The organism is Tepidiphilus thermophilus (assembly GCF_001418245.1).
GTDB lineage: Bacteria > Pseudomonadota > Gammaproteobacteria > Burkholderiales > Rhodocyclaceae > Tepidiphilus > Tepidiphilus succinatimandens.
The window spans coordinates 199,929-218,796 of record NZ_LIPU01000002.1; the positions used below are offsets into that span (position 1 = coordinate 199,929).

Here is an 18,868-nt window from a genome sequence, read left to right on the forward strand (position 1 = left end):
GTATCAGGTGAAACGGACCGAGCAGCGGCCGATGCCGCCGATCGTCACGGAGAGATTGTCGCCTGCGCGCACCGGCACCATGGCAGCGAGCGAGCCCGATAGGATGATTTCACCGGCCTGCAGGGACACGCCCAACTGGCCGAGTGTATTGGCGAGCCAGGCCACGGCATTGGCCGGCGCGCCGAGCGCGGCTGCCCCGGCGCCCGTGGCGACGATCTCGCCGTTCTTCTCCAGCACCATGCCGCAGGTGGAGAGATCGACGCGGCGGGGATCGACCAATCGATCGCCGAGCACGAAGACACCGCAGGAGGCGTTGTCGGCCACGGTGTCCTGAATCTTGATCTTCCAGTCGCGGATGCGGGAGTCGACGATCTCGAAACAGGCCATTACCGCCTCGGTGGCCGCGAGCACGTCGGCCGCAGTCACCCCGGGGCCACGCAGGTCGCGCTTGAGCAGGAACGCGATCTCACCCTCGGCCTTGGGTTGGATGAGGGTGTCGGCGGGAATCGCCTCGCCCTCGTTGTAGACCATGCCGTCGAGCAAGTAGCCGAAATCCGGTTGATACACGCCCAACATGTTCATGACGGCCTTGGACGTGACGCCGATTTTCTTGCCGACCACGCGCTCGCCAGCGGCGAGCCGTTGCCCGATGAAATGCTGCTGGATGCGGTAGGCCTCTTCGATCGTCAGCTCCGGGTGACGCTGGCTGAGCGGCTCGACCACGCGGCAGCCTTTCCACGCCTCGTAGAGCTCCTCGCCCAGTCGCTGCAACAGGGGCTCTTCCATCATGCCGATCCTTCCAGGGGATGGGGTTCGTCGGCACTTGCCTCGGCAAAGAAATCGCTCACCAGTCGGGCGAAGCGGTCGGCGTGCTCGATCTGCGTCCAGTGTCCGCAACGGCCAAAGACGTGCAGTTGCGCCCGTGAAATCAACTGCGACAGTTTGAGCGAAGTCTCGAGCGGAACGATGCGGTCTTCTCGGCCGTGAATGATCAAGGTCTCATGCGGGATGGCACGGATCGCCTCTTCCGGACTGGCAAGCGCATCGACCCAGCGCTGGCGCGGCGCCGGGAACATGGCGGAAAAGCTTTCCTGAAACCCGGGACGAATGCTGGCACGATAGCGCAGCTCGGCCAGTTCGTCATTGACCAGATTCCGATTCCAGGCAAAGAGGTCCATGATCTTGCGCATGTTCTCGAAGCTGGGCGTATAGCCCCACACGGCATCCAGACCCGGAGTGATCTCGAAGTGAACGCCGGCGCTACCCATCAACACGAGCCGGCGGACGCGTTGGGGATAGCGAATGGTGAGCGCAAGCGACAGCGCTCCACCAAAGGAATTGCCTACCAGGTCGACTTTGTCGAGGCCGAGTGCATCGAGCAGCCCCAAGGCATGCTGCACCCAATTGTCCATCGAATAAGTATAGCCCTGCGGACGATCGGTAAAGCCGAACCCCACCATGTCGGGCGCGATCACCCGGGACTTTTCCGCCAGCTTGGGCATCACCAGCCGCCAGTTGGCCCAGGCCGATACGCCAGGCCCGGAACCGTGGATGAGCAGCACAGGAAATCCGCTCCCCATGTCGTGATAATTGGTGCGAATACCGGCAGCGACGATACTGCGCCCGATCTCGGGGTTTTTTTCACTCATCATATCCTCTTCTTTACAGTTTGACACAAATGTTTTTGAGCTCGGTGTAGAACTCAAGTGAATGCACGCCTCCCTCGCGACCGATTCCGGATTGTTTCATGCCACCGAAAGGCGTGCGCAGATCGCGCAGGAACCAGGAATTCACCCACACGAGTCCGGCCTCGATCTGTCCGGCGACGCGGTGTGCCCGGGAGAGGTCTTTGGTCCAGATCGAACAGGCCAAGCCATAGTCGATGTCGTTCGCCCGAGCGATCACTTCGTCCTCATCGTCGAACGGCTGGATCAGGGTGCAGGGGCCGAAAATTTCCTCCCGCGCGATGGGAGAATCGTCGCCCAGCCCGGTCCAGATCGTGGGCTGGATCCAGGAACCGCCGGCAAGCTCCGGCGGCATGTCGGGAATGCCGCCGCCAGTGACGACGGTCGCCCCCAGCGCCTTGGCTTTTTCGTAGTACGAGAGCACCTTGCGGCGATGCTCGTGGGAGATGAGCGGCCCGAGGTTGGTCTCGGGATCCTCTGGGCGTCCCAGTTTCAGATTCTCGGCGCTTTTTTTGAGCGCCTCGACGAAGCGCTCGAAAATGGGACGTTCGACATAGAGACGCTCGGTTCCGAGGCACACCTGGCCGCAGTTGGCAAACACCGAACGCATCGTCCCTTCGAGCGCCGCTTCGAAGTCGCAGTCGGCGAAAATGATCCCCGGATTCTTGCCGCCCATCTCGAGTGAGACGGGACGCGCCCCGTGGGCCGCAGCCTTCATGATGACTTCGCCCGTGCGCGTCTCGCCGGTAAAGGTGATGGCGTTCACCCCTGGGTGCGTGGTGACGTACTCACCGGCCGATTGCGGACCGAAGCCGTGCACGACGTTATATACCCCTTTCGGCACGCCGACTTCGTTCATCACTTCGCCCAGCAGCGTGGCCGTCTGCGGCGTTTCTTCGGAGGGTTTGACAACCACCGTATTGCCGCAGGCAAGCGCCGGACCGACCTTCCAGGTCATGAGCAAGAGCGGCAGGTTCCATGGGCAGATCACGCCGACCACGCCGATGGGGCGCCGCACCGCATAGTTGAGGGCGCCCTTGCCGTCGGGCGTCGGCGTTTCGAAGAATTCCGTCGGCACGTTCTTGACGACGTCGGCGAAGACCTTGAAGTTGGCCGCGCCGCGCGGAATGTCGATGTGGCGCGCCAAGCTCATCGGTTTGCCGGTATCGGCACATTCGGCCGCGAGGAATTCGTCGAAACGCCGATTGATGCCGTCGGCCACGGCGTAGAGCAGCTCGGCGCGCTCGGCCACCGTCAGCTTGCCCCAAGGACCCTTGAGCGCCGCGCGCGCCGCCTGCACCGCAGCGTCGACTTCGGCCTGGCCAGCCTCATGCACCAAGGCGATCACCTGCCCATCGACGGGGGAACGCTTCTCGAAGGTCTTGCCGGTGGCCACGAAGGCGCCATCGATGAAGTTGCGGATTTCTTTCATGATCATCCTTGTGTCGAGCAGGGGAACGTGAAAAAGCAGCCGGACCGACGGGCCCGGCCGCGCCCTCATCAGGTATAGACGTCCGTGAAGGAAGGCATCGCTTCACCAGTATGGTAGAAAATGCCGCTCCAGAGCCTGTCCTCGGTCCAAGTCGTGACCGGACGATCCGGTTGGGCGAGATAGCCGAGTCCGGCAAAAGTCTCGTTGCGGTTGCCGCTGGGGTCGAAAAAGTAGATCGTGGCGCCGCGCGTCACGCCGTGGCGCGTCGGCCCGGCATCGATCTTGGTGCGGTGTTTGCCCATCACGTCGGCTGCCTTCAGCACGTCCTCCCAGGAGTCGAGGAAGAAAGCGATGTGATGCAACCCCATCCGCGGCCCGCCGACGAAAGCGATGTCGTGCGGCGTAGACGTGCGCGCGAGCCAAGTGGCCGCCTTCACCGAACCTTCCGGTCCGACGACGATTTGCTCGACGAGGAAGAAGTCGAGCACCTCTTGCATGAACTTGGTGTTGTCGGCCACATGGTTGATGCCCTTCTCCGGATTGAGCTCGCACATCACAGGAGGCAATGATCGAGCCAGTGCACCCCCGCTCCTTTGAGCCCGTCGGGCCAAGGGTCGGGATTGACGGTGCCGACCTCGGTGCCGACGTATTCCTTCGTCGCGTACAGACGCATCTCGTGGCCGCTGGGCAGCAGGAATTTCAGCATGCGCCCGGTCGACGGAAGGCTGCCTTCGGGCAGCATCTCGGTGGAGATGCCATAATCCTCGATGCGTTTTTGCAGGACGTCGAGGTCCTCTTCTTTTTCGACCTTATAGGCGACGTGATTCAGACCCGCCCGATCCGAGGGGGTCAAGATCAGGGAATATTTGTCCCATTCGTCCCAGCACTTCAAGTAGACGTTGCCATTCTTGTCGCGCATCGTGGTTTTCAAACCGAGCACGTCTTCATAATGCCGCACTGCCGCGTCGATATCCATGACGCGCAGGCTGGCATGTCCCATCCTCAAGACTCCCATGACGCTCCTCCTTCTTTCGTGCGTGAAATATCCTGCTGTACGGTGAAACCGCGGAAAAAAGCTTTCTGCATTTTGCCGACCACCTCCAGCGTGACTGCACCCTTCGCAGCGGCACGACACGCCAGGGTGTATCCTTGCCCTTCCTCCTCCTCGCTGATATGAGCCCTACTGATCGGCCCGATCCGAACGACCTCGCCCCGTACCACCCGGACCTTGCAGATGCCACATCCGCCGCCGAGGCAACCGACGGGGATTCCCCTACGCCCCAAGCGGCACATTCCCTCGAGCAGCGTCTCGCGTTCTCTACAGGTGTAGACTTCGCCGGTCTGCACCAGCAGCACTTCATGCTCCCCTCGCTCGCCGCTCGCCTCGACCCTCAGGGGCGGGGCCAGTCTCTGGGGGGGATCTACCCTCTCCATCGTCTCCATCTTCTCCTCCGCTTTATGCTGGGATGCATCCCCTCACGAGCCTTCCGACAGACCCAAAGCAGACAAAGCAGCGCGGGCGCATTCCTCGTCCTGGGCTGCGGAGGCACCAGAGACGCCGACGCCGCCGACGACGCGCTCGCCACGGCGGATCGGCACCCCGCCACCGAACACGATCAACCCTGCTCGCGAGGAAAACCCGAGTTTCATCGCTTCGTCCTCGCCGCATACGGCCATCCAGGCCGAAGTCGGAAAGCCGAAGCCCGCCGCCGTACGCGCCTTGTCGATGGCGAGTTCGATCGATTGGGGGAAGGAAAGCGGCATGCGCAGGAAGGCGACGAGCAGGCCAGACGCGTCGCACACGGCCACGTTGATGCGCACCCCGAGCCGCTGCGCGTGCGCTACCGCGGCCGCAACGGCCGCGTGTCCCGCTTCCCAGCTCAGGGTCGTGGTCGGAACCTCCAGCTCCATCCCCCCCTCCTTTTTATCGATTCATATCGTTTTTTTGATTACACCACAAAATCTCGAGATTTACAAGCGCTCTTGCACCCTCGAGTCGGCTATAATGCGACTCGACTTTTTCCTTCATTCCCATGAACGACCGAACCATACCGTCTCCCACGGAACCGACCACCCTCGTCGAAGCGGCCTATCAGCGCCTGCGCGACGACATCGTCGAGGGCATCCTCGCTCCGGGCGAGAAGCTGCGCGTCGAACATCTCAAGGACCGCTACGGCGTGGGCGCGGGCACCTTGCGCGAAGCCCTGCTGCGCCTGGTCTCCGATGCCCTCGTGCTGGTGCAAGGGCAGCGGGGGTTTCGCGTCGCCCCGATGTCCTTGACCGACTTCGAGGACATCACCCGCACGCGGGTCCTGCTCGAGACCGAGGCGCTGCGCCAGTCGATCCAGGCTGGCGGCGAGGAATGGGAAGCGAAGCTCGTCTCGGCCTTTCATCTGCTGAGCCGCGCCGAGGATCGCCTGGATCAGGATCACGCAGTGGTGGCGGAATGGGAGCTGCGCAACCGCCTCTTCCACGAGAGTCTGATCCAGGCTTGCCCCTCGCGCTGGCTGCTTCATTTCCAGGCCATCCTCTATCGCCAGTCGGAGCGCTACCGGCGCCTGAGCGTGTTCCGTCGCCCCATCCCGCGCGACGTCCATGCGGAACATCAAGCCCTGTTCGAAGCGGCCTTGCGGCGAGACGCCGATGCGGCCGCAGCGGTGCTGCGCGAGCACATCCTGCGCACGCTCGAAGCCGTCCGGCACATGCCGCGCGACTTCTTCACCCTGCGCCCCTGAACGCACCACCATCGGCGCTTCTCCCTCACAGGGTGCGGAACAAGGGGCTGCGCACCTGTTGCGCGTCGGCCGCCGAGATGAACTTCTCCGTATAAATGTCTCTCTCATATAACCTTCCCTGCATCAGAGTGGCGATGCACGCCTCGATCATCTTCGGCGGCCCGCACAGATATGCCTTGTGGCCGCGGAAATCGCCACCGAAAGCCGCTTTGGCCGCCTCATGCACGAAGCCGCGGAACCCCTCCCATGCAGACTCGGTCGGTTCCTCGGAGAGTGCCGGCACATAGCGGAAATTGGAGTGCCGACGGGCCAATTCGAGAAACTCCTCGTGATAGTAGAGCTCGTCGCGGCGGCGCTGCCCGTAGATGAGCGTCATGTTGCGCCGATCTCCCTTTTCCAGCAGATCAAGGATCATGGAACGGGGGCTCGACAGCCCCGAGCCACCCGCCATGAAGATGAGGTCGCCCGGAGCGGACTTGCGCACGAAGAAGCGACCGTAGGGGCCGGAGAGCCGGATACGGTCGCCTTCGGCAAGCTGCGTGTGGATCCAGGTCGTCCCTTCTCCTCCGGGCACCAAGCGAACGTTGAGTTCCACCTCCGTTGCTCGCGAAGGCGGATTGGCCAGCGAAAACGCCCGAGTGAGCCGTCCACCGTCGATCTCGAGGTTGATGTACTGCCCCGCCTGGAAGTGCAGCGGCTCGTCGAGCATGATGAAAACGCCCTTGATGGTTGGCGTAAGCTCGACGAGCCGGCTGACGGTGCCGGCATAATCGCGCACCGGAATGATCTCGGCATCGGGTTCCTCATCGATCTCCGCTTCGATCACTACGTCGCTTTCCAGCCGGGCACAGCAGGCAAGCGTTTTTCCTTCTTCCCGCTCGAAATCCATCAGGGCGAAGTTGGATGCCTCGCCATGATCGACTTCCCCTTCGAGCACCTGCACCTTGCAGGTGGCGCACAGACCATGGCAACAGGCATGCGGTAGCCAGATGCCGGCGCGCAGCGCCGCATCGAGGATGGTCTGTCCCTCCTCGACCTCGATCGTCTGGCCGAGCGGCTCGATCGTCAGCTGATGGCTCATCCCTTCCTCCCGGTGATTCGAGTCGCGCTCAACTGCACGAGCCCTGCAGGCCGGTCAGACCCGGCGTACGGAAACGGATCACGTCCTTGTGGCGCAACCCATTCTGCTCCAGGCTCTCGTCCCATTGCGGCTGCCACGGCTGGCCGGATTTGAACCACTGCACCGCCGCCCAATCGATGCGGGCAAAATCGGGGTGGTAGCTGTAGGCAGGCGGCAGCACCTTCTCTACCAGATCGCGGAAGGGCATCGTCGGCGGCAAGGGAAAAGCCAACGGGGCGCAGAACATCAGGTGATCGTCCCAACCCACGTAGAGGAGGCGGTTTCCGTGGAATTTCTCCTCGAGGTCGAGCGGTGCGAACGAATATTCACGAATGGCGGCAACGGCCATGTCGGTCTCCTTCCCTAAAGGACGACGGTTACTTTGGTACCGTCGTCTCATGTCAAAAGAATGATCTGATTCAAACGTTTCGCGTGGCTTGGGCACGCCAGGCGGCGAAATTCCTCTGATCTTCCGAACCTTCGAAGTCGAGATTGTCACGACCGTGGACGATGTTGTACCACTGCAATACCGCTTTGAGCGGATCGAATCCTTCGGCCGTGGGATCGGTTCCTTCGGGAAAACAATTGCCCTGGTAGATCTGGTGTACCGGAAGCCATGCCTGGACGTATTTTTCCGGCTCGTGCTCGAAGATCTCCTTGCAGTGGTCCGAGCAGAAGTGGTACTTCATGCCTTTGTAATCGGTTTCGCGGTAGCAGATCTTGGTCGGGTCGCCCGGCTCGGTAAAAAGCATGGGAATCTGGCAGGTCTGGCACAGCATGGGTAACGTGGTGTTGTAGAACCGGTTCCCCTGAGCCGCCTGCTCGCGCCAGAAATCCCAGCGCGGGCGGTAGTATTTGTCGAAGCTCTCGGGATATTTTGCCGAGAGCCACTGCATCTCGTCTTCGGTCGGTATCCAGGTATGGAACGCCGTGGCCGCGGTGTAGTTGTAGAAAGCGCACCAGGCCTGGTGCGAGAGATGATCCTTTTCGAGTGCGATCGTCTCCGCGCACTTGGGCATACGGATGCCGTAGCGGGAGAGATCCCGGAAGAGCGCCCCGCCGTTCTCCTCGAAGTAGATTTCCCAGGCTTCCTTCCAGCTCATGGTGCGCTTGGGCAGCATGTAGTCCATCATCATCGCCACGAGCATCAGTACCCGATAGCCGCGCCAGGTCCATTTGTCGATCCAGCGCTGCACGATCGGAAGGTTGTCCGGGTCCTGCTCGAGGATGAACTTGATCACCTCCAACCCCAACGTCATGTGCCGCGCCTCGTCGGATTGGGCCGAGAAGCCATAGGCCATCGTTCCCATGTCGCCGTTATAGGCCGCACCCGAGACGAAAGGCACGAACAGCAAATTGGTGAGCACGTATTCGAAGGAAAACCCAATGGCGACCACGAATTCGAACGGCCCCGCGGTGATCGCGTCATCGAAGAAGGATTTCGGCACCGAGAGGTACCAGACCCGATCGTGCCACTGCCGGAAATCGTGGAATCCGTTGTAATACTTGTTGTAGTTGGAGATGGCGTGGACCTGGGTCTGTAAGTGGCGCATCTCGTCGAGCGACTGCATCAGACAGGCGACGCGCGGCCCCGGCCCCGGAAAAGCCCGCCCGACGTGGGCAAACCCGCGGTGTGCCATGTATTCCAGAGGGCTGACCCCGGTGAGGAAGAGCTTGACGGTGTTGATGTAGCGCGCATCGGTGACGTTGAGATGCCCATTGTTCTGCGCATAGGCATCGATGATGGCGTAGAGTTTTTTCTCCTTTTCCGCCTGGTACTTCCAGTAGGCGTCCATCGTCAGGCGGAAAGGGTCCTCCCAGCGGTCCCAGTCGTGGATCTTGATGCCTTCGTAGTGTACGTAAGGGTAGATGTCCTCCATCTTCTGGTAGGTCGGGGTCCAGTCGAGATCCCGCGTCATGACCTGGTACTTCTCCTTCAGGCCAAGCTTCTTTTTCGCCACTTGCATATCCATGTCCCTTGCTCCTTCCCGGTGTCAGTTTTTCCAAACCAGCACGAATTGATCTTCGTCCTCTTCGATGTTGCCAGAGAGCGAGATGAGGTTGATGTGCAGCTCCTGCAGATCGAACTCGCGCCCGAGGCGCTCCTCGATCGAGCTGCGTTTGACGATGAGCCGCCCATCGGCATCGATCTTCACCATGGCCGGTGCTTCATTGACGCGCGCGTGGGGGTTGTCCTCGACGATGGCCTCGATGATCGGGCGGGTCTCTTCGTTCGTCTGAAAGGCGATGAATACGGTCGACATCTTCTTCCTCCCTCAGGCCGACAGGCCGATCTTGGCCAGGCGCTGGGCAAACCCCTCCATCACCTCATCGAGCAGCGCCGGCGCTTGCTCGGACACGGCGATCGCCGACACCGGCAACAAGGCCTCCTTCGCCCGGGGAAGCCAAGCATCGACCCAATCCTGCACGATGCTGCGGTTCTCCGCCGATTCCGTCACGATCGCCTTCAGCGTCGCATCGACCCACTTGCGCGTCTCCGCCGACCACTGGGTCATGAACTGGGTGAGCATGGCAATCGCCGCCCCACCGCGCGCGGCGAAGACCTGATCGACGATCGTGTCATAGACCAGGGGGTAGAGCAGCCCGTCGAGCACGAGGTTTTGCACCGTGTGCAGCTCGAAAGGATCCTTGACGACGAAACTGTCCTCGACGTAGCGACGCAGCGGCTGCCAGGCCGGATCGTTCATCCAAGCTTGCTTGCCCGCCGACAGCGCCTCCACGTCTCCCAAGAGCAACCCGATGCGCGTAAGGTACTGCGCGATGCCGAGCTGGTCCATCGACTGGTAGATGGCTGCCTGCGCCGCCATTCCGCCATAGGCGTAGGCACAAACGGCGGCATTGTTCATGTTCGCCCCCCAAGCGACATGGCGCAGGGGCACCAGCAGCGCGACGGCGGTTTGCCGTACGTCCTCCGGCAATGTCTCGACCAGGCCGCGCGATTCGACGAAGTCGAAATTGGCCTCCATCGCATCCTGCTGGCGGGCCCGGGCGCTGGTATAGGCGCCGTAGTAGAACTGACGTGGATCCTTGAGCACCTCCCAGTCTTTCAGACGGATCTTGGTGCGCCGCTCGTCGAAGATCTCATGTTCCGGGTCCCAGGTCGGGCGGTAGTGAAAAATGTCCTTCGGTTGGATGCCGAGGCTGCCTTCGATGTAGCGCGACACCGGCTTGTCGGTACCGAGGTATCGGGCGATATGATCGAACGTGTGGCGCAATGGCTTGATCGTCACCGTTCGCAGATCAATTTGCATGGATCCTCTCCTCCTCTTTCGAATGAATGATGCTCAGCGAAACCGTTGCTGTGCCGCCGTGCGCATGCTCCAATCCCAGTCGGAAAGCCCGTCTTCACGTGCCGCTCCCTCCAGATGGATCACTTGCTGCTCCTCACAGAAACGCGCGAACGCCTCGGCGGGCAGCAGCATGTCGACGCACAGATCCGGCTCACCGATGGCGAACTCGAAGGCCACCAGCCCGTCGGGACGCCGCTCCAGCACGCGCACGAACTTGCGCCCGACGTCGAATGCTTCTGCTGCAGGTTTCATGCCTTTTCTCCGCTTCTGCCCTAGGTTCGTCCTGCGTCTCCCTTGTAGCAATTTCAGTGCCAAAAAATAATCTCTCGTAAACACCGATATTTCTCGAGATTTTTCCGGTACAGGCTGATCTTTTGATAAAATTCGCCAAAGCGCATTGATCATTTGATACAACAAATTTATTGCATTGCAACACGACAAACACCCTTTTTATGACTTAATCATAACAACCATCCTCAACGCAACGACAGACGCTGCGGACAGGTCCGCGGGTACCATCATCCCCATCGGACATCCTGCACACCACGGCGCCCAGACGCCGAACCACCGAGGAGAGGAAATGGCGACGATCCAGTATCCGGAAGGCTCCGATCTGCGCAGCCTGCTGCGTTTTCTTCCCGAAGAGGGTTTGATCTGGCTCGGCGAACATCGCATGCTGCTCCTGCACGTCGGAGCGCTTGCGGCCTTGCGCAAGGAATTGGTCGCCTCGGTCGGGAAGGTGCAGGCGAGGCGGCTGCTCACCCGCATGGGGTTCGTCTCCGGGATGCGCGACGCCGAGCTGGCGAAGAAAACCCGACCGCAGGGCACGCTGCGCGACGCTTTCGTCGTCGGTCCCCAGCTGCACATGCTCGAGGGCAGCGCCCGCGTCATCCCCCTCACGATCAAGCTCGAAGACGGAACGTTTCACGGCGAATTCGCCTGGGAGCACTCGTGGGAAGCGCAGGCACATCTGCAGGGAATCGGCACGAGCGATGAGCCGGCCTGCTGGATGATGATCGGTTATGCTTCAGGCTATACCTCGGCCTTCATGAACCGCTTCATCGTCTTTCGGGAGACCGCTTGTGCAGCGATGGGACAGGAGCGTTGCCATATCGTCGGCAAGCCGGCCGAAGAATGGAGCGACGCGCCGGAGCTGATCGGTTTCTTTCAGGAAGATCCCATCGTCGGGCGTCTGCTGGAATTGCGCGAAGAGATCGAGAGCATGCGCGAGCGGCTGGTCGAACCGCGCCGGGTCCCCAAGCTCATCGGTGCCTCTGCCGCTTTTCTACTCACCTACGATTTGCTCGAGCGCGCCGCCGGGACACAAGTCACCGTCTTGCTGCTGGGCGAAACCGGCGTAGGGAAGGAGCGCTTCGCGCGCACGCTGCACGAGCTCAGCCCGCGGAAAAACGGGCCTTTCGTGGCCGTCAACTGCGCGGCCATTCCTGAAGAGCTGATCGAATCCGAGCTCTTCGGCGTCGAGCGCGGCGCCTTCACCGGTGCCCATGCCCCGCGTGCCGGCAAATTCGAGCGCGCCAACGGTGGCACCCTCTTTCTCGACGAGGTCGGAGAGCTCTCGCCCGCGGCCCAGGCAAAACTCCTGCGGGTGCTGCAAGAAGGGGAGATCGAACGCCTCGGGGGCGAGCAGGTGCGCAAGATTGACGTTCGACTGGTCGCGGCCACCAACGTCGATTTGCACCAGGCCGTCGAGGCAGGGCGCTTTCGCCGCGACCTCTTCTACCGGCTCAACGTCTACCCCATCCACATCCCGCCGCTGCGAGAGCGCATCTCCGACATCCCGCTGCTCGTGGAGGCGATGATCGCGCGCTTCCAGAGCCTGCACGGCAAGAAGATCACCGGCATCAGCGACAAGGCCATGCTGGCGCTCAAGGCATACCACTGGCCGGGCAACGTGCGCGAGTTGGAGAACGTGATCGAACGGGGCGTGATTCTCGCACCCAACCACGGCACCATCGAGGTCGAGCATCTTTTCGTCGGCAACGGAAGCGAGGAGACGCGCGCCCACGTGCTTGGAACGAGCGGCGGACTGGAGGAAAAGAGCAGGGAGACCCACACCGATCTCGCCGACGCGTTGATCGAACGAGGCGTTCCCCTCGAATCCTTCGAGCGCATGCTCTTGCACCGCGCAGTGGAACGCGCCGGCGGCAATCTCTCGGCGGCAGCGCGTCTGCTCGGGCTGACGCGGCCGCAATTGAGTTACCGTCTGAAAAAATGATGCGCCACGACCGACGACACGAGATAATCTTGCATCGTTCGGCATGACATCCTGGAGTCTTTCGATGGAACGTCCTTTTTCACGTGGCATCCTGATTGCCGCCGCAGCCACCCTCCTCTCCTCTGCACTGCCAGCCCCCGTGCTTGCCGATCCTCCTTCTTGGGCCCCGGCCCACGGCTGGCGCAAGCAGCACGACCCGCTCTATCTGGGGTATTCGGGAAAAAAATGGGGCAATGATTTCGGCATCTATGCCGGACGCTGCAACCGCGAGGCGCTCGGTGCGGCCCTGGGCGGCATGGCCGGCGCCGTCGTGGGGAGCCAGATCGGCGACGGCAGCGGGCGCGCGGCGGCGATCATCCTCGGCAGCGTGCTCGGGGCGGTACTCGGCGCCGAATTGGGGCGGGACATGGACGAAGAGGATCGGGCGTGCTTCGGCCACACGCTGGAACTGGGTAAACGGGGGCAGACCGTGAGCTGGCGCGCTCCTTACGGCGTGGCCTACGCCGTCACCCCGCTCGACGAATTCGTCCGCAACGGGCGCAAGTGCCGACACTACGAGGCGGTGATCACCCGCGACGGACGCAAGGAAAAAGTTCGCGGCAAGGCATGCGCCGTGGGTGAAGGTCGCTGGGAAGTGATCGACTGAGCCACCAAGGACGTCAGCCCGGAATCCGCACCGTCCGGGCGATGAATTCCCCCAGTGCCTGCGCGACCGCCTCGGGCTGCTCGTGGTGCATCATGTGCCCTGTCTTGGCGATCGTCCTACCCTCCCAGCGACGGAAACACGCCTTGCGCGCCTCCCAGTCGGCAGCGAGCTGACGGGGGATTTCCGATTCCTCGCCCCACAGCCACAGGCAAGGCGCGGTGATGGCGCGCCAGCAGGCTTTGGCTTCCTCCAGACGATAGAGAATGGGATTGAGGATCTTATGCCGCGGATCGGCGCGGAAGGCGAGCCGCCCGTCGGGGGCTAGCCGCAGCCAGGAGTCGGCCACGAAGCGCGCCCGCTCCAGCGGCAGGTTCGGATGCCGCTGACACAAGCGTAGCGCGAATTCCTCGATCGAGTCGGGCGCTTTCAAGGCCGGCGGAGCCGAGAGCTGCTCGAACCAGGCGCGGTAGCGCCGCGGCGCTTCTTCGGGACGATGTTCCGGCAGGCCAAAGCCCTCGAGCAGGGCGAGCGCGCGCACGCGCTCCGGGCGGATGCCGGCATAGAGCCCGGCGACGTTGCCGCCCATGCTGTGCCCGACCAGCACGACTTCTTTCCCTGGCGCGAGCGCTTCGAGCAGCGCCTCCAGGTCTGCCAGATAGTCGGGAAACCAGTAGCCGTGGGCACACCAGGCGCTGTCGCCGAAGCCGCGCCAGTCCGGGGCGATCAGACGGCAGGATGGCGCCTGCTCCAAGAGGACATCGACGACGAACTGCCAGGTGGCACCGCTGTCCATCCAGCCGTGCAGCAGGAACACGGGCAGCCCGCCTTCCGGCCCCCATTCGCGCACGCACGATTCTTCCAGACCCCGCAGCGGCAGCCGCCGGCAGCGGGGCACTTCCCGGAGCCGATACGCCGCACCGTCCTTTCCCTGCACGGGCCGTTCCTCCATCCCCCTCTCCTTGCACACGTCTCGTAGTAGGATCGAGCATGCCATCTTTCCCCGCCATGCCGCAAGCGACGATGAAACATCCGCCCCGTGCCGCTCCGCCCTCCCCCGTCGTCGGCCGCTTCGCCCCCTCCCCTACCGGTCGGCTGCACTTCGGCTCGCTGCTGGCGGCGCTCGCCAGCCATTGCGACGCGAGATCGCGCGGCGGGCGCTGGCTCGTGCGCATCGACGATCTCGACGCGGCGCGTGCCATTCCCGGCATGGATGCCGACATCCTGCGCACGCTCGAAGCCTACGGTTTTTCCTGGGACGGCGAAGTCGCCTACCAGAGCCGGAACCTCATCCATTATGAAGCCGCCTTTGCGACGCTGCGCGACAGGGGGTGGCTCTACCCCTGCGGCTGCAGCCGCAGGGACCTCGCCGAGGCGCCGCGGGCGATCGATGGCAGCACGCTCTACCCCGGTACCTGCCGCGAGGGGCTGCCGCCGGGCAGAACGGCGCGGGCCTGGCGTTTCCGCGCCGAAGGCTGCGTGGTGTTCGATGATCGCATCCAGGGGCGCGTCGTCGAGGATCTGCCGCGCGAGGTGGGCGACTTCGTCGTCAAGCGCGCCGACGGCGTCTTCGCCTATCAGCTCGCGGTGGTGATCGACGATGCGCTCGGCGGCGTCACCGACGTGGTGCGCGGCGCCGACCTGCTCGGCTCCACGGCGCGCCAGATCGCCCTGCATCGCGCCCTTGGCCTGCCGGTGCCGCGCTATGCGCACCTGCCGGTGGCCGTCGACGCGCGCGGCGACAAGCTCTCGAAGCAGACGCGCGCCCGGCCACTGGAAGCCGCCGAAGCGAGCGTGCGCCTTGCCCAGGCGCTCGATTTTCTCGGCCATACGCCCCCAGCGGAACTGCGCGGCGCGCCGCCCGCGGAGCTCCTTGCCTGGGCGGTGGCGCACTGGAAGATCGACGAGGTTCCGGCGCTCCGTCAATGCCTCCATCCGGACGGTTTATAATCGGCGCACCCCCTCTCTTGGGAGACGCCATGAGCTTCACTCCCGCCTCCGCAGCGCCTGCGGACCCCCGGCGCGACCTCATCGCGCTCGCCACCCGGCCGCCGGAACCAGATTGTGTACCGACCCGTGTCGAAGAGGCCGCTTGGCCGCCTGATCTCTTGCCGCACATCGAAGGTTTGGCTGCCGAACTCGCCCAGGCCCTGCGCGAGCGTCAGCGCAAGCAGGGCGGGGTGGCCGCACTGATGGCCGAATTCAGCCTCTCGAGCCGCGAAGGCGTGGCGCTCATGTGCCTGGCCGAGGCGCTGCTGCGTATCCCGGACGCCGCCACGCGCGATGCCCTCATCCGCGACAAGCTCGCGCGCGGCCAATGGCGCGAGCATCTGGGCCGCAGCCGCTCGATCTTCGTCAATGCCGCCGCCTGGGGCTTGGTCGTCACCGGCAAGCTCGTTTCCCTTGCCGAGGAAAAGGCGCTTTCCTCCGCCCTCACGCGCCTGCTCGCGCGCGGCGGCGAGCCGCTGGTGCGCAAGGGGCTGGACGTGGCCATGCGCCTGCTGGGTGAAACCTTCGTCACCGGCCGCACGATCAAGGAAGCGCTCGATCGCGTGCGGCCGCTCGAGCAGAAAGGGTTCCGTTACTCCTTCGACATGCTGGGCGAAGCGGCGATGACGGCCGAAGACGCCGCGCGTTATCTGGCCGATTACGAGCACGCCATCCACGCCATCGGCCGGCGCGACGCCGGGCGCGGCGTGATCGACGGCAACGGCATCTCGGTGAAACTGAGCGCCCTGCATCCGCGCTATCACTGGTCCCAGCCCGACCGCGTGCTCGCCGAGCTGCTGCCGCGCCTGCTGCAGCTGTGCCGGCTCGCCAAGCGCTACGACATCGGTCTGAACATCGACGCCGAGGAAGCCGACCGGCTCGAGCTCTCGCTCGACCTGCTCGATGCGGCGCTCGCCGACCCCGAGCTCGCCGGCTGGGACGGGCTCGGATTCGTCGTGCAGGCATACCAGAAACGCGCCCCTTTCGTCATCGACTGGCTGGTGGCTCGGGCTCGGGCACGCGAGCGCCGGCTGATGATTCGTCTCGTCAAGGGGGCCTACTGGGACAGCGAGATCAAGCGCGCCCAGGTCGATGGGCTCACCGGCTACCCCGTCTATACGCGCAAGGTCTATACCGACGTCTCCTATCTCGCCTGCGCGAAGCGGCTGCTCGCCGCGCGCGACGTGGTCTACCCCCAATTCGCCACGCACAACGCACACACGCTCGCGGCGATCTTCCATCTGGCCGGCGAGCGCTGGCAGCCCGGCGAGTACGAATTCCAATGCCTGCACGGCATGGGCGAGCCGCTCTACGAATCGCTCGTCGGGCACCCCGAACGCCACCGCCAGGTACGCATCTACGCCCCGGTGGGCAGCCACGAGACGCTGCTGCCCTATCTCGTGCGCCGCCTGCTGGAAAACGGCGCCAACACGAGTTTCGTCAACCGCATCGCCGCCGACGTGCCGCTGGAAACGCTGCTCGCCGACCCGGTGGCACGCGCCCGGACGCTCGGCGGCGCGCCGCACCCCAACATCCCCGTGCCGCCCGAACTCTTTGCGCCGCTGCGGCGCAATTCGCTGGGGCTGGACCTCGCCGATCGTCCCACCCAGCGCCGGCTCGCGGCCCGCATCGCCGCCGAGGACACGATCCGGCGCACGGCCGCTCCGCTCGTGGGGGGAACCGTGCGCCAAGGAGCCCTCGAGCTGCCCTGCCGCAATCCGGCCGACAGGTCCGACCTGCTTGGCAAGGCGATCGAAGCCGACGAACCGGCGATCGAGGCGGCTCTCGAGATCGCCGCCCGGGCCCGCTGGGGCGAAACCCCGCCACCAGAGCGCGCCCGCCGGCTCGAGGCGGCGGCCGATACGCTCGAAGCCCACACCGACGCGCTCTTGGCGCTCATCGTGCGTGAAGCCGGCAAGACCTGGGCCGACGCCGTGGGCGAAATCCGCGAGGCGGTCGACTTCTGCCGCTACTACGCCGCCGAGATCCGCAGCCTTGCCGACGAAGAGCCGAACCTGCGCCCCTTGGGCCCGGTGGTGTGCATCAGCCCCTGGAACTTCCCCTTGTCGATCTTCGTCGGCCAGATCGCCGCGGCGCTCGCGGCGGGCAACGCCGTGCTCGCCAAACCCGCCGAGCAGACGCCGCTCACCGCCTTCGAGGCCGTGCGGCTGCTGCACGAAGCGGGCATCCCCGGCGAAGCGCTGCAGCTGCTGCCCGGGCGCGGCGAGACGGTGGGCGCGCGCCTGGTGGCCGACCCGCGCATCCGCGGCGTGATGTTTACCGGTTCCACCGCCGTGGCGCGTGCCATCCAGCGCACGCTCGCCGCACGCGAGGAAGAAGTGCCGCTGATCGCCGAGACCGGCGGGCTCAATGCGATGATCGTCGACTCGAGCGCGCTCACCGAGCAGGTAGTGGCCGACGCGATCACCTCCGCTTTCGACTCGGCCGGGCAGCGCTGCTCGGCGCTGCGCGTGCTCTGCCTGCAGGAAGAAATCGCCGACAAGACCCTGACCATGCTGCTCGGGGCTCTGCGCGAGCTGCGCTTGGGCGACCCGCGGGACCTGCGTACCGACGTCGGGCCGGTGATCGACGACGAAGCCCGCGCCGCGCTCGAAGCGCACGTCGAGCGCATGGCCCGCGCCGGCTACCGCGTGCACAGGCTGGAGCCGCCGTCCGCCTGCGCTGCCGGCACCTTCGTCGCCCCCACGGTGATCGAAATCGACCGCATCGAAGCGATCGGCGGCGAGCGCTTCGGCCCCATCCTGCACGTGAAGCGCTTTCGCGCCGAAGCACTCGACGCCCTGCTCGACGAGATCTCCGCCACGGGCTATGGGTTGACGATGGGCATCCACAGCCGCATCGACGGCACCGTGGAATTCGTCGCCCGGCGCGCCCACGTCGGCAACCTCTACGTCAATCGCACCATCATCGGCGCGGTGGTGGGCGTGCAGCCTTTCGGCGGCGAGGGGCTCTCGGGCACCGGCCCCAAGGCCGGCGGGCCGCTCTACCTGCTGCGGCTGCTCGCGCGCGCCCCGGAGCCGCGCTTTCCCCAGGCCCGGCTCCTGCACGAACCTCCAGACTTGGGCCCGCTGCGCGACTGGCTGGAAGCCCGTGGCGAAGCGCTCTTCGGCACCGAAACGAGGCAGCGGCTCCTCGAAACGCTGGAAGCCTGGCGCGGACGCTCGCTCGTCGGCAAGGAATTGCTCTTGCCCGGTCCAACGGGAGAGGAGAATCGCCTGCGCTTCCTGCCGCGCCATCTCATCGGCGGCTTCGCCACCACGCCCGAGGGCTACGCCGGCCAGATCGTGACGGCGTTCGCCAACGGCGCCCCGCTCGTGCTGCCCGCAAACCCGCAGACCGAGCGCATCCGGCACGACCTGCCGGCTTCCCTGCAAGCCCGCTGCCGCCTGAGCGAAGACCTGCTCGCCGAACCCATCGATTTGCTGCTCTTCGAGGGGGAAGCCGCGCTCGCCGCCCTGTGGCGCAGGCGGCTTGCCGAGCGTCCCGGGCCGATCGTGCCGCTGCTCACTCCGCCCTACCGCCCCGAGCGGCTGATCCATGAGCGCAGCCTCAGCATCAACACGGCCGCGGTGGGCGGCAACGCGAGCCTCATGACGCTGGAGGATTGAGGCGGGAAAACCCCAATAGGCAGGCAGCGCGGCGCACGCTATCCTTCGCGCCGCACCCCCTCCGAGCGCCGTTCTTACCCACACCGAG

At 64.4% G+C, this 18,868-nt stretch carries 17 protein-coding genes and 1 pseudogene; 5 read left to right on the forward strand and 13 right to left on the reverse strand.

What is annotated here, in order from left to right:
- Nucleotides 1-3: 3 nt before the first annotated feature.
- The 6 genes and pseudogenes from dmpE to ASC37_RS02720 form a co-directional block, all read right to left on the reverse strand.
- A complete protein-coding gene (gene dmpE / locus ASC37_RS02695; RefSeq protein WP_055422902.1) occupies nt 4-786 on the reverse strand; it encodes a 2-oxopent-4-enoate hydratase in 783 nt (260 codons plus the stop codon).
- The gene (locus ASC37_RS02700) at nt 786-1,649 is read right to left on the reverse strand and encodes an alpha/beta fold hydrolase (RefSeq protein WP_055422979.1); all 864 of its coding nucleotides are present in this window, start codon (nt 1,647-1,649) and stop codon (nt 786-788) included. Before ASC37_RS02700 ends, dmpE begins: the two co-directional genes overlap by 1 nt.
- A gap of 13 nt (nt 1,650-1,662) precedes the next feature.
- A complete protein-coding gene (locus ASC37_RS02705; RefSeq protein ID WP_055422903.1) occupies nt 1,663-3,117 on the reverse strand; it encodes a 2-hydroxymuconic semialdehyde dehydrogenase in 1,455 nt (484 codons plus the stop codon).
- Between the two features lie 68 nt (nt 3,118-3,185).
- Nucleotides 3,186-4,132: pseudogene (locus ASC37_RS11885) on the reverse strand (catechol 2,3-dioxygenase).
- Nucleotides 4,120-4,551, reverse strand: coding sequence for a 2Fe-2S iron-sulfur cluster-binding protein (locus ASC37_RS02715; RefSeq protein WP_055422980.1), 432 nt, complete (start codon nt 4,549-4,551; stop codon nt 4,120-4,122). Before ASC37_RS02715 ends, ASC37_RS11885 begins: the two are co-directional and overlap by 13 nt.
- A gap of 42 nt (nt 4,552-4,593) precedes the next feature.
- Nucleotides 4,594-5,028, reverse strand: a complete 435-nt coding sequence (locus ASC37_RS02720; RefSeq protein ID WP_055422904.1) for a GlcG/HbpS family heme-binding protein — start codon at nt 5,026-5,028, stop codon at nt 4,594-4,596.
- Between the two features lie 122 nt (nt 5,029-5,150).
- On the opposite strand from ASC37_RS02720, the gene ASC37_RS02725 reads away from it, so the two are divergent.
- Nucleotides 5,151-5,852: an FCD domain-containing protein gene (locus ASC37_RS02725; RefSeq protein ID WP_055422905.1), complete on the forward strand. Its 702-nt coding sequence runs from the start codon at nt 5,151-5,153 to the stop codon at nt 5,850-5,852.
- Nucleotides 5,853-5,877: 25 nt separating this feature from the next.
- On the opposite strand, the gene ASC37_RS02730 is transcribed toward ASC37_RS02725, so the two are convergent.
- The 6 genes from ASC37_RS02730 to ASC37_RS02755 form a co-directional block, all read right to left on the reverse strand.
- The gene (locus ASC37_RS02730) at nt 5,878-6,933 is read right to left on the reverse strand and encodes an NADH:ubiquinone reductase (Na(+)-transporting) subunit F (RefSeq protein WP_055422906.1); all 1,056 of its coding nucleotides are present in this window, start codon (nt 6,931-6,933) and stop codon (nt 5,878-5,880) included.
- Between the two features lie 28 nt (nt 6,934-6,961).
- On the reverse strand, nt 6,962-7,321 hold the full coding sequence (locus tag ASC37_RS02735; RefSeq protein ID WP_055422907.1) for a phenol hydroxylase subunit P4: 360 nt from the start codon (nt 7,319-7,321) through the stop codon (nt 6,962-6,964).
- Between the two features lie 70 nt (nt 7,322-7,391).
- Nucleotides 7,392-8,945 (reverse strand): aromatic/alkene/methane monooxygenase hydroxylase/oxygenase subunit alpha, encoded by a 1,554-nt coding sequence (locus ASC37_RS02740; RefSeq protein ID WP_055422908.1) that lies wholly within the window; start codon nt 8,943-8,945, stop codon nt 7,392-7,394.
- Between the two features lie 21 nt (nt 8,946-8,966).
- Nucleotides 8,967-9,236 carry an MmoB/DmpM family protein gene (locus ASC37_RS02745; RefSeq protein WP_055422909.1) on the reverse strand — a complete coding sequence of 90 codons (270 nt, stop codon included), beginning with the start codon at nt 9,234-9,236 and terminating at the stop codon, nt 8,967-8,969.
- A gap of 12 nt (nt 9,237-9,248) precedes the next feature.
- Nucleotides 9,249-10,244, reverse strand: a complete 996-nt coding sequence (locus tag ASC37_RS02750; protein ID WP_055422910.1) for an aromatic/alkene monooxygenase hydroxylase subunit beta — start codon at nt 10,242-10,244, stop codon at nt 9,249-9,251.
- A gap of 33 nt (nt 10,245-10,277) precedes the next feature.
- Entirely contained in the window at nt 10,278-10,535 is a 258-nt protein-coding gene (locus ASC37_RS02755; protein WP_055422911.1) for a phenol hydroxylase subunit, read from the reverse strand.
- Nucleotides 10,536-10,863: 328 nt separating this feature from the next.
- On the opposite strand from ASC37_RS02755, the gene ASC37_RS02760 reads away from it, so the two are divergent.
- Entirely contained in the window at nt 10,864-12,519 is a 1,656-nt protein-coding gene (locus ASC37_RS02760) for a sigma-54-dependent Fis family transcriptional regulator (RefSeq protein WP_055422912.1), read from the forward strand.
- 64 nt (nt 12,520-12,583) lie between these two features.
- The gene (locus ASC37_RS02765; protein WP_055422913.1) at nt 12,584-13,165 is read left to right on the forward strand and encodes an RT0821/Lpp0805 family surface protein; all 582 of its coding nucleotides are present in this window, start codon (nt 12,584-12,586) and stop codon (nt 13,163-13,165) included.
- Between the two features lie 13 nt (nt 13,166-13,178).
- Here ASC37_RS02765 and ASC37_RS02770 read toward each other — a convergent pair whose 3' ends face one another.
- Nucleotides 13,179-14,114 (reverse strand): alpha/beta fold hydrolase, encoded by a 936-nt coding sequence (locus tag ASC37_RS02770; RefSeq protein ID WP_082438345.1) that lies wholly within the window; start codon nt 14,112-14,114, stop codon nt 13,179-13,181.
- Nucleotides 14,115-14,152: 38 nt separating this feature from the next.
- Between ASC37_RS02770 and gluQRS the strand changes: the two genes are divergently transcribed.
- Nucleotides 14,153-15,112 carry a tRNA glutamyl-Q(34) synthetase GluQRS gene (gene gluQRS, locus ASC37_RS02775; RefSeq protein ID WP_198288972.1) on the forward strand — a complete coding sequence of 320 codons (960 nt, stop codon included), beginning with the start codon at nt 14,153-14,155 and terminating at the stop codon, nt 15,110-15,112.
- A gap of 29 nt (nt 15,113-15,141) precedes the next feature.
- Nucleotides 15,142-18,780 carry a bifunctional proline dehydrogenase/L-glutamate gamma-semialdehyde dehydrogenase PutA gene (gene putA, locus ASC37_RS02780; RefSeq protein WP_055422914.1) on the forward strand — a complete coding sequence of 1,213 codons (3,639 nt, stop codon included), beginning with the start codon at nt 15,142-15,144 and terminating at the stop codon, nt 18,778-18,780.
- Nucleotides 18,781-18,868 lie beyond the last annotated feature (88 nt).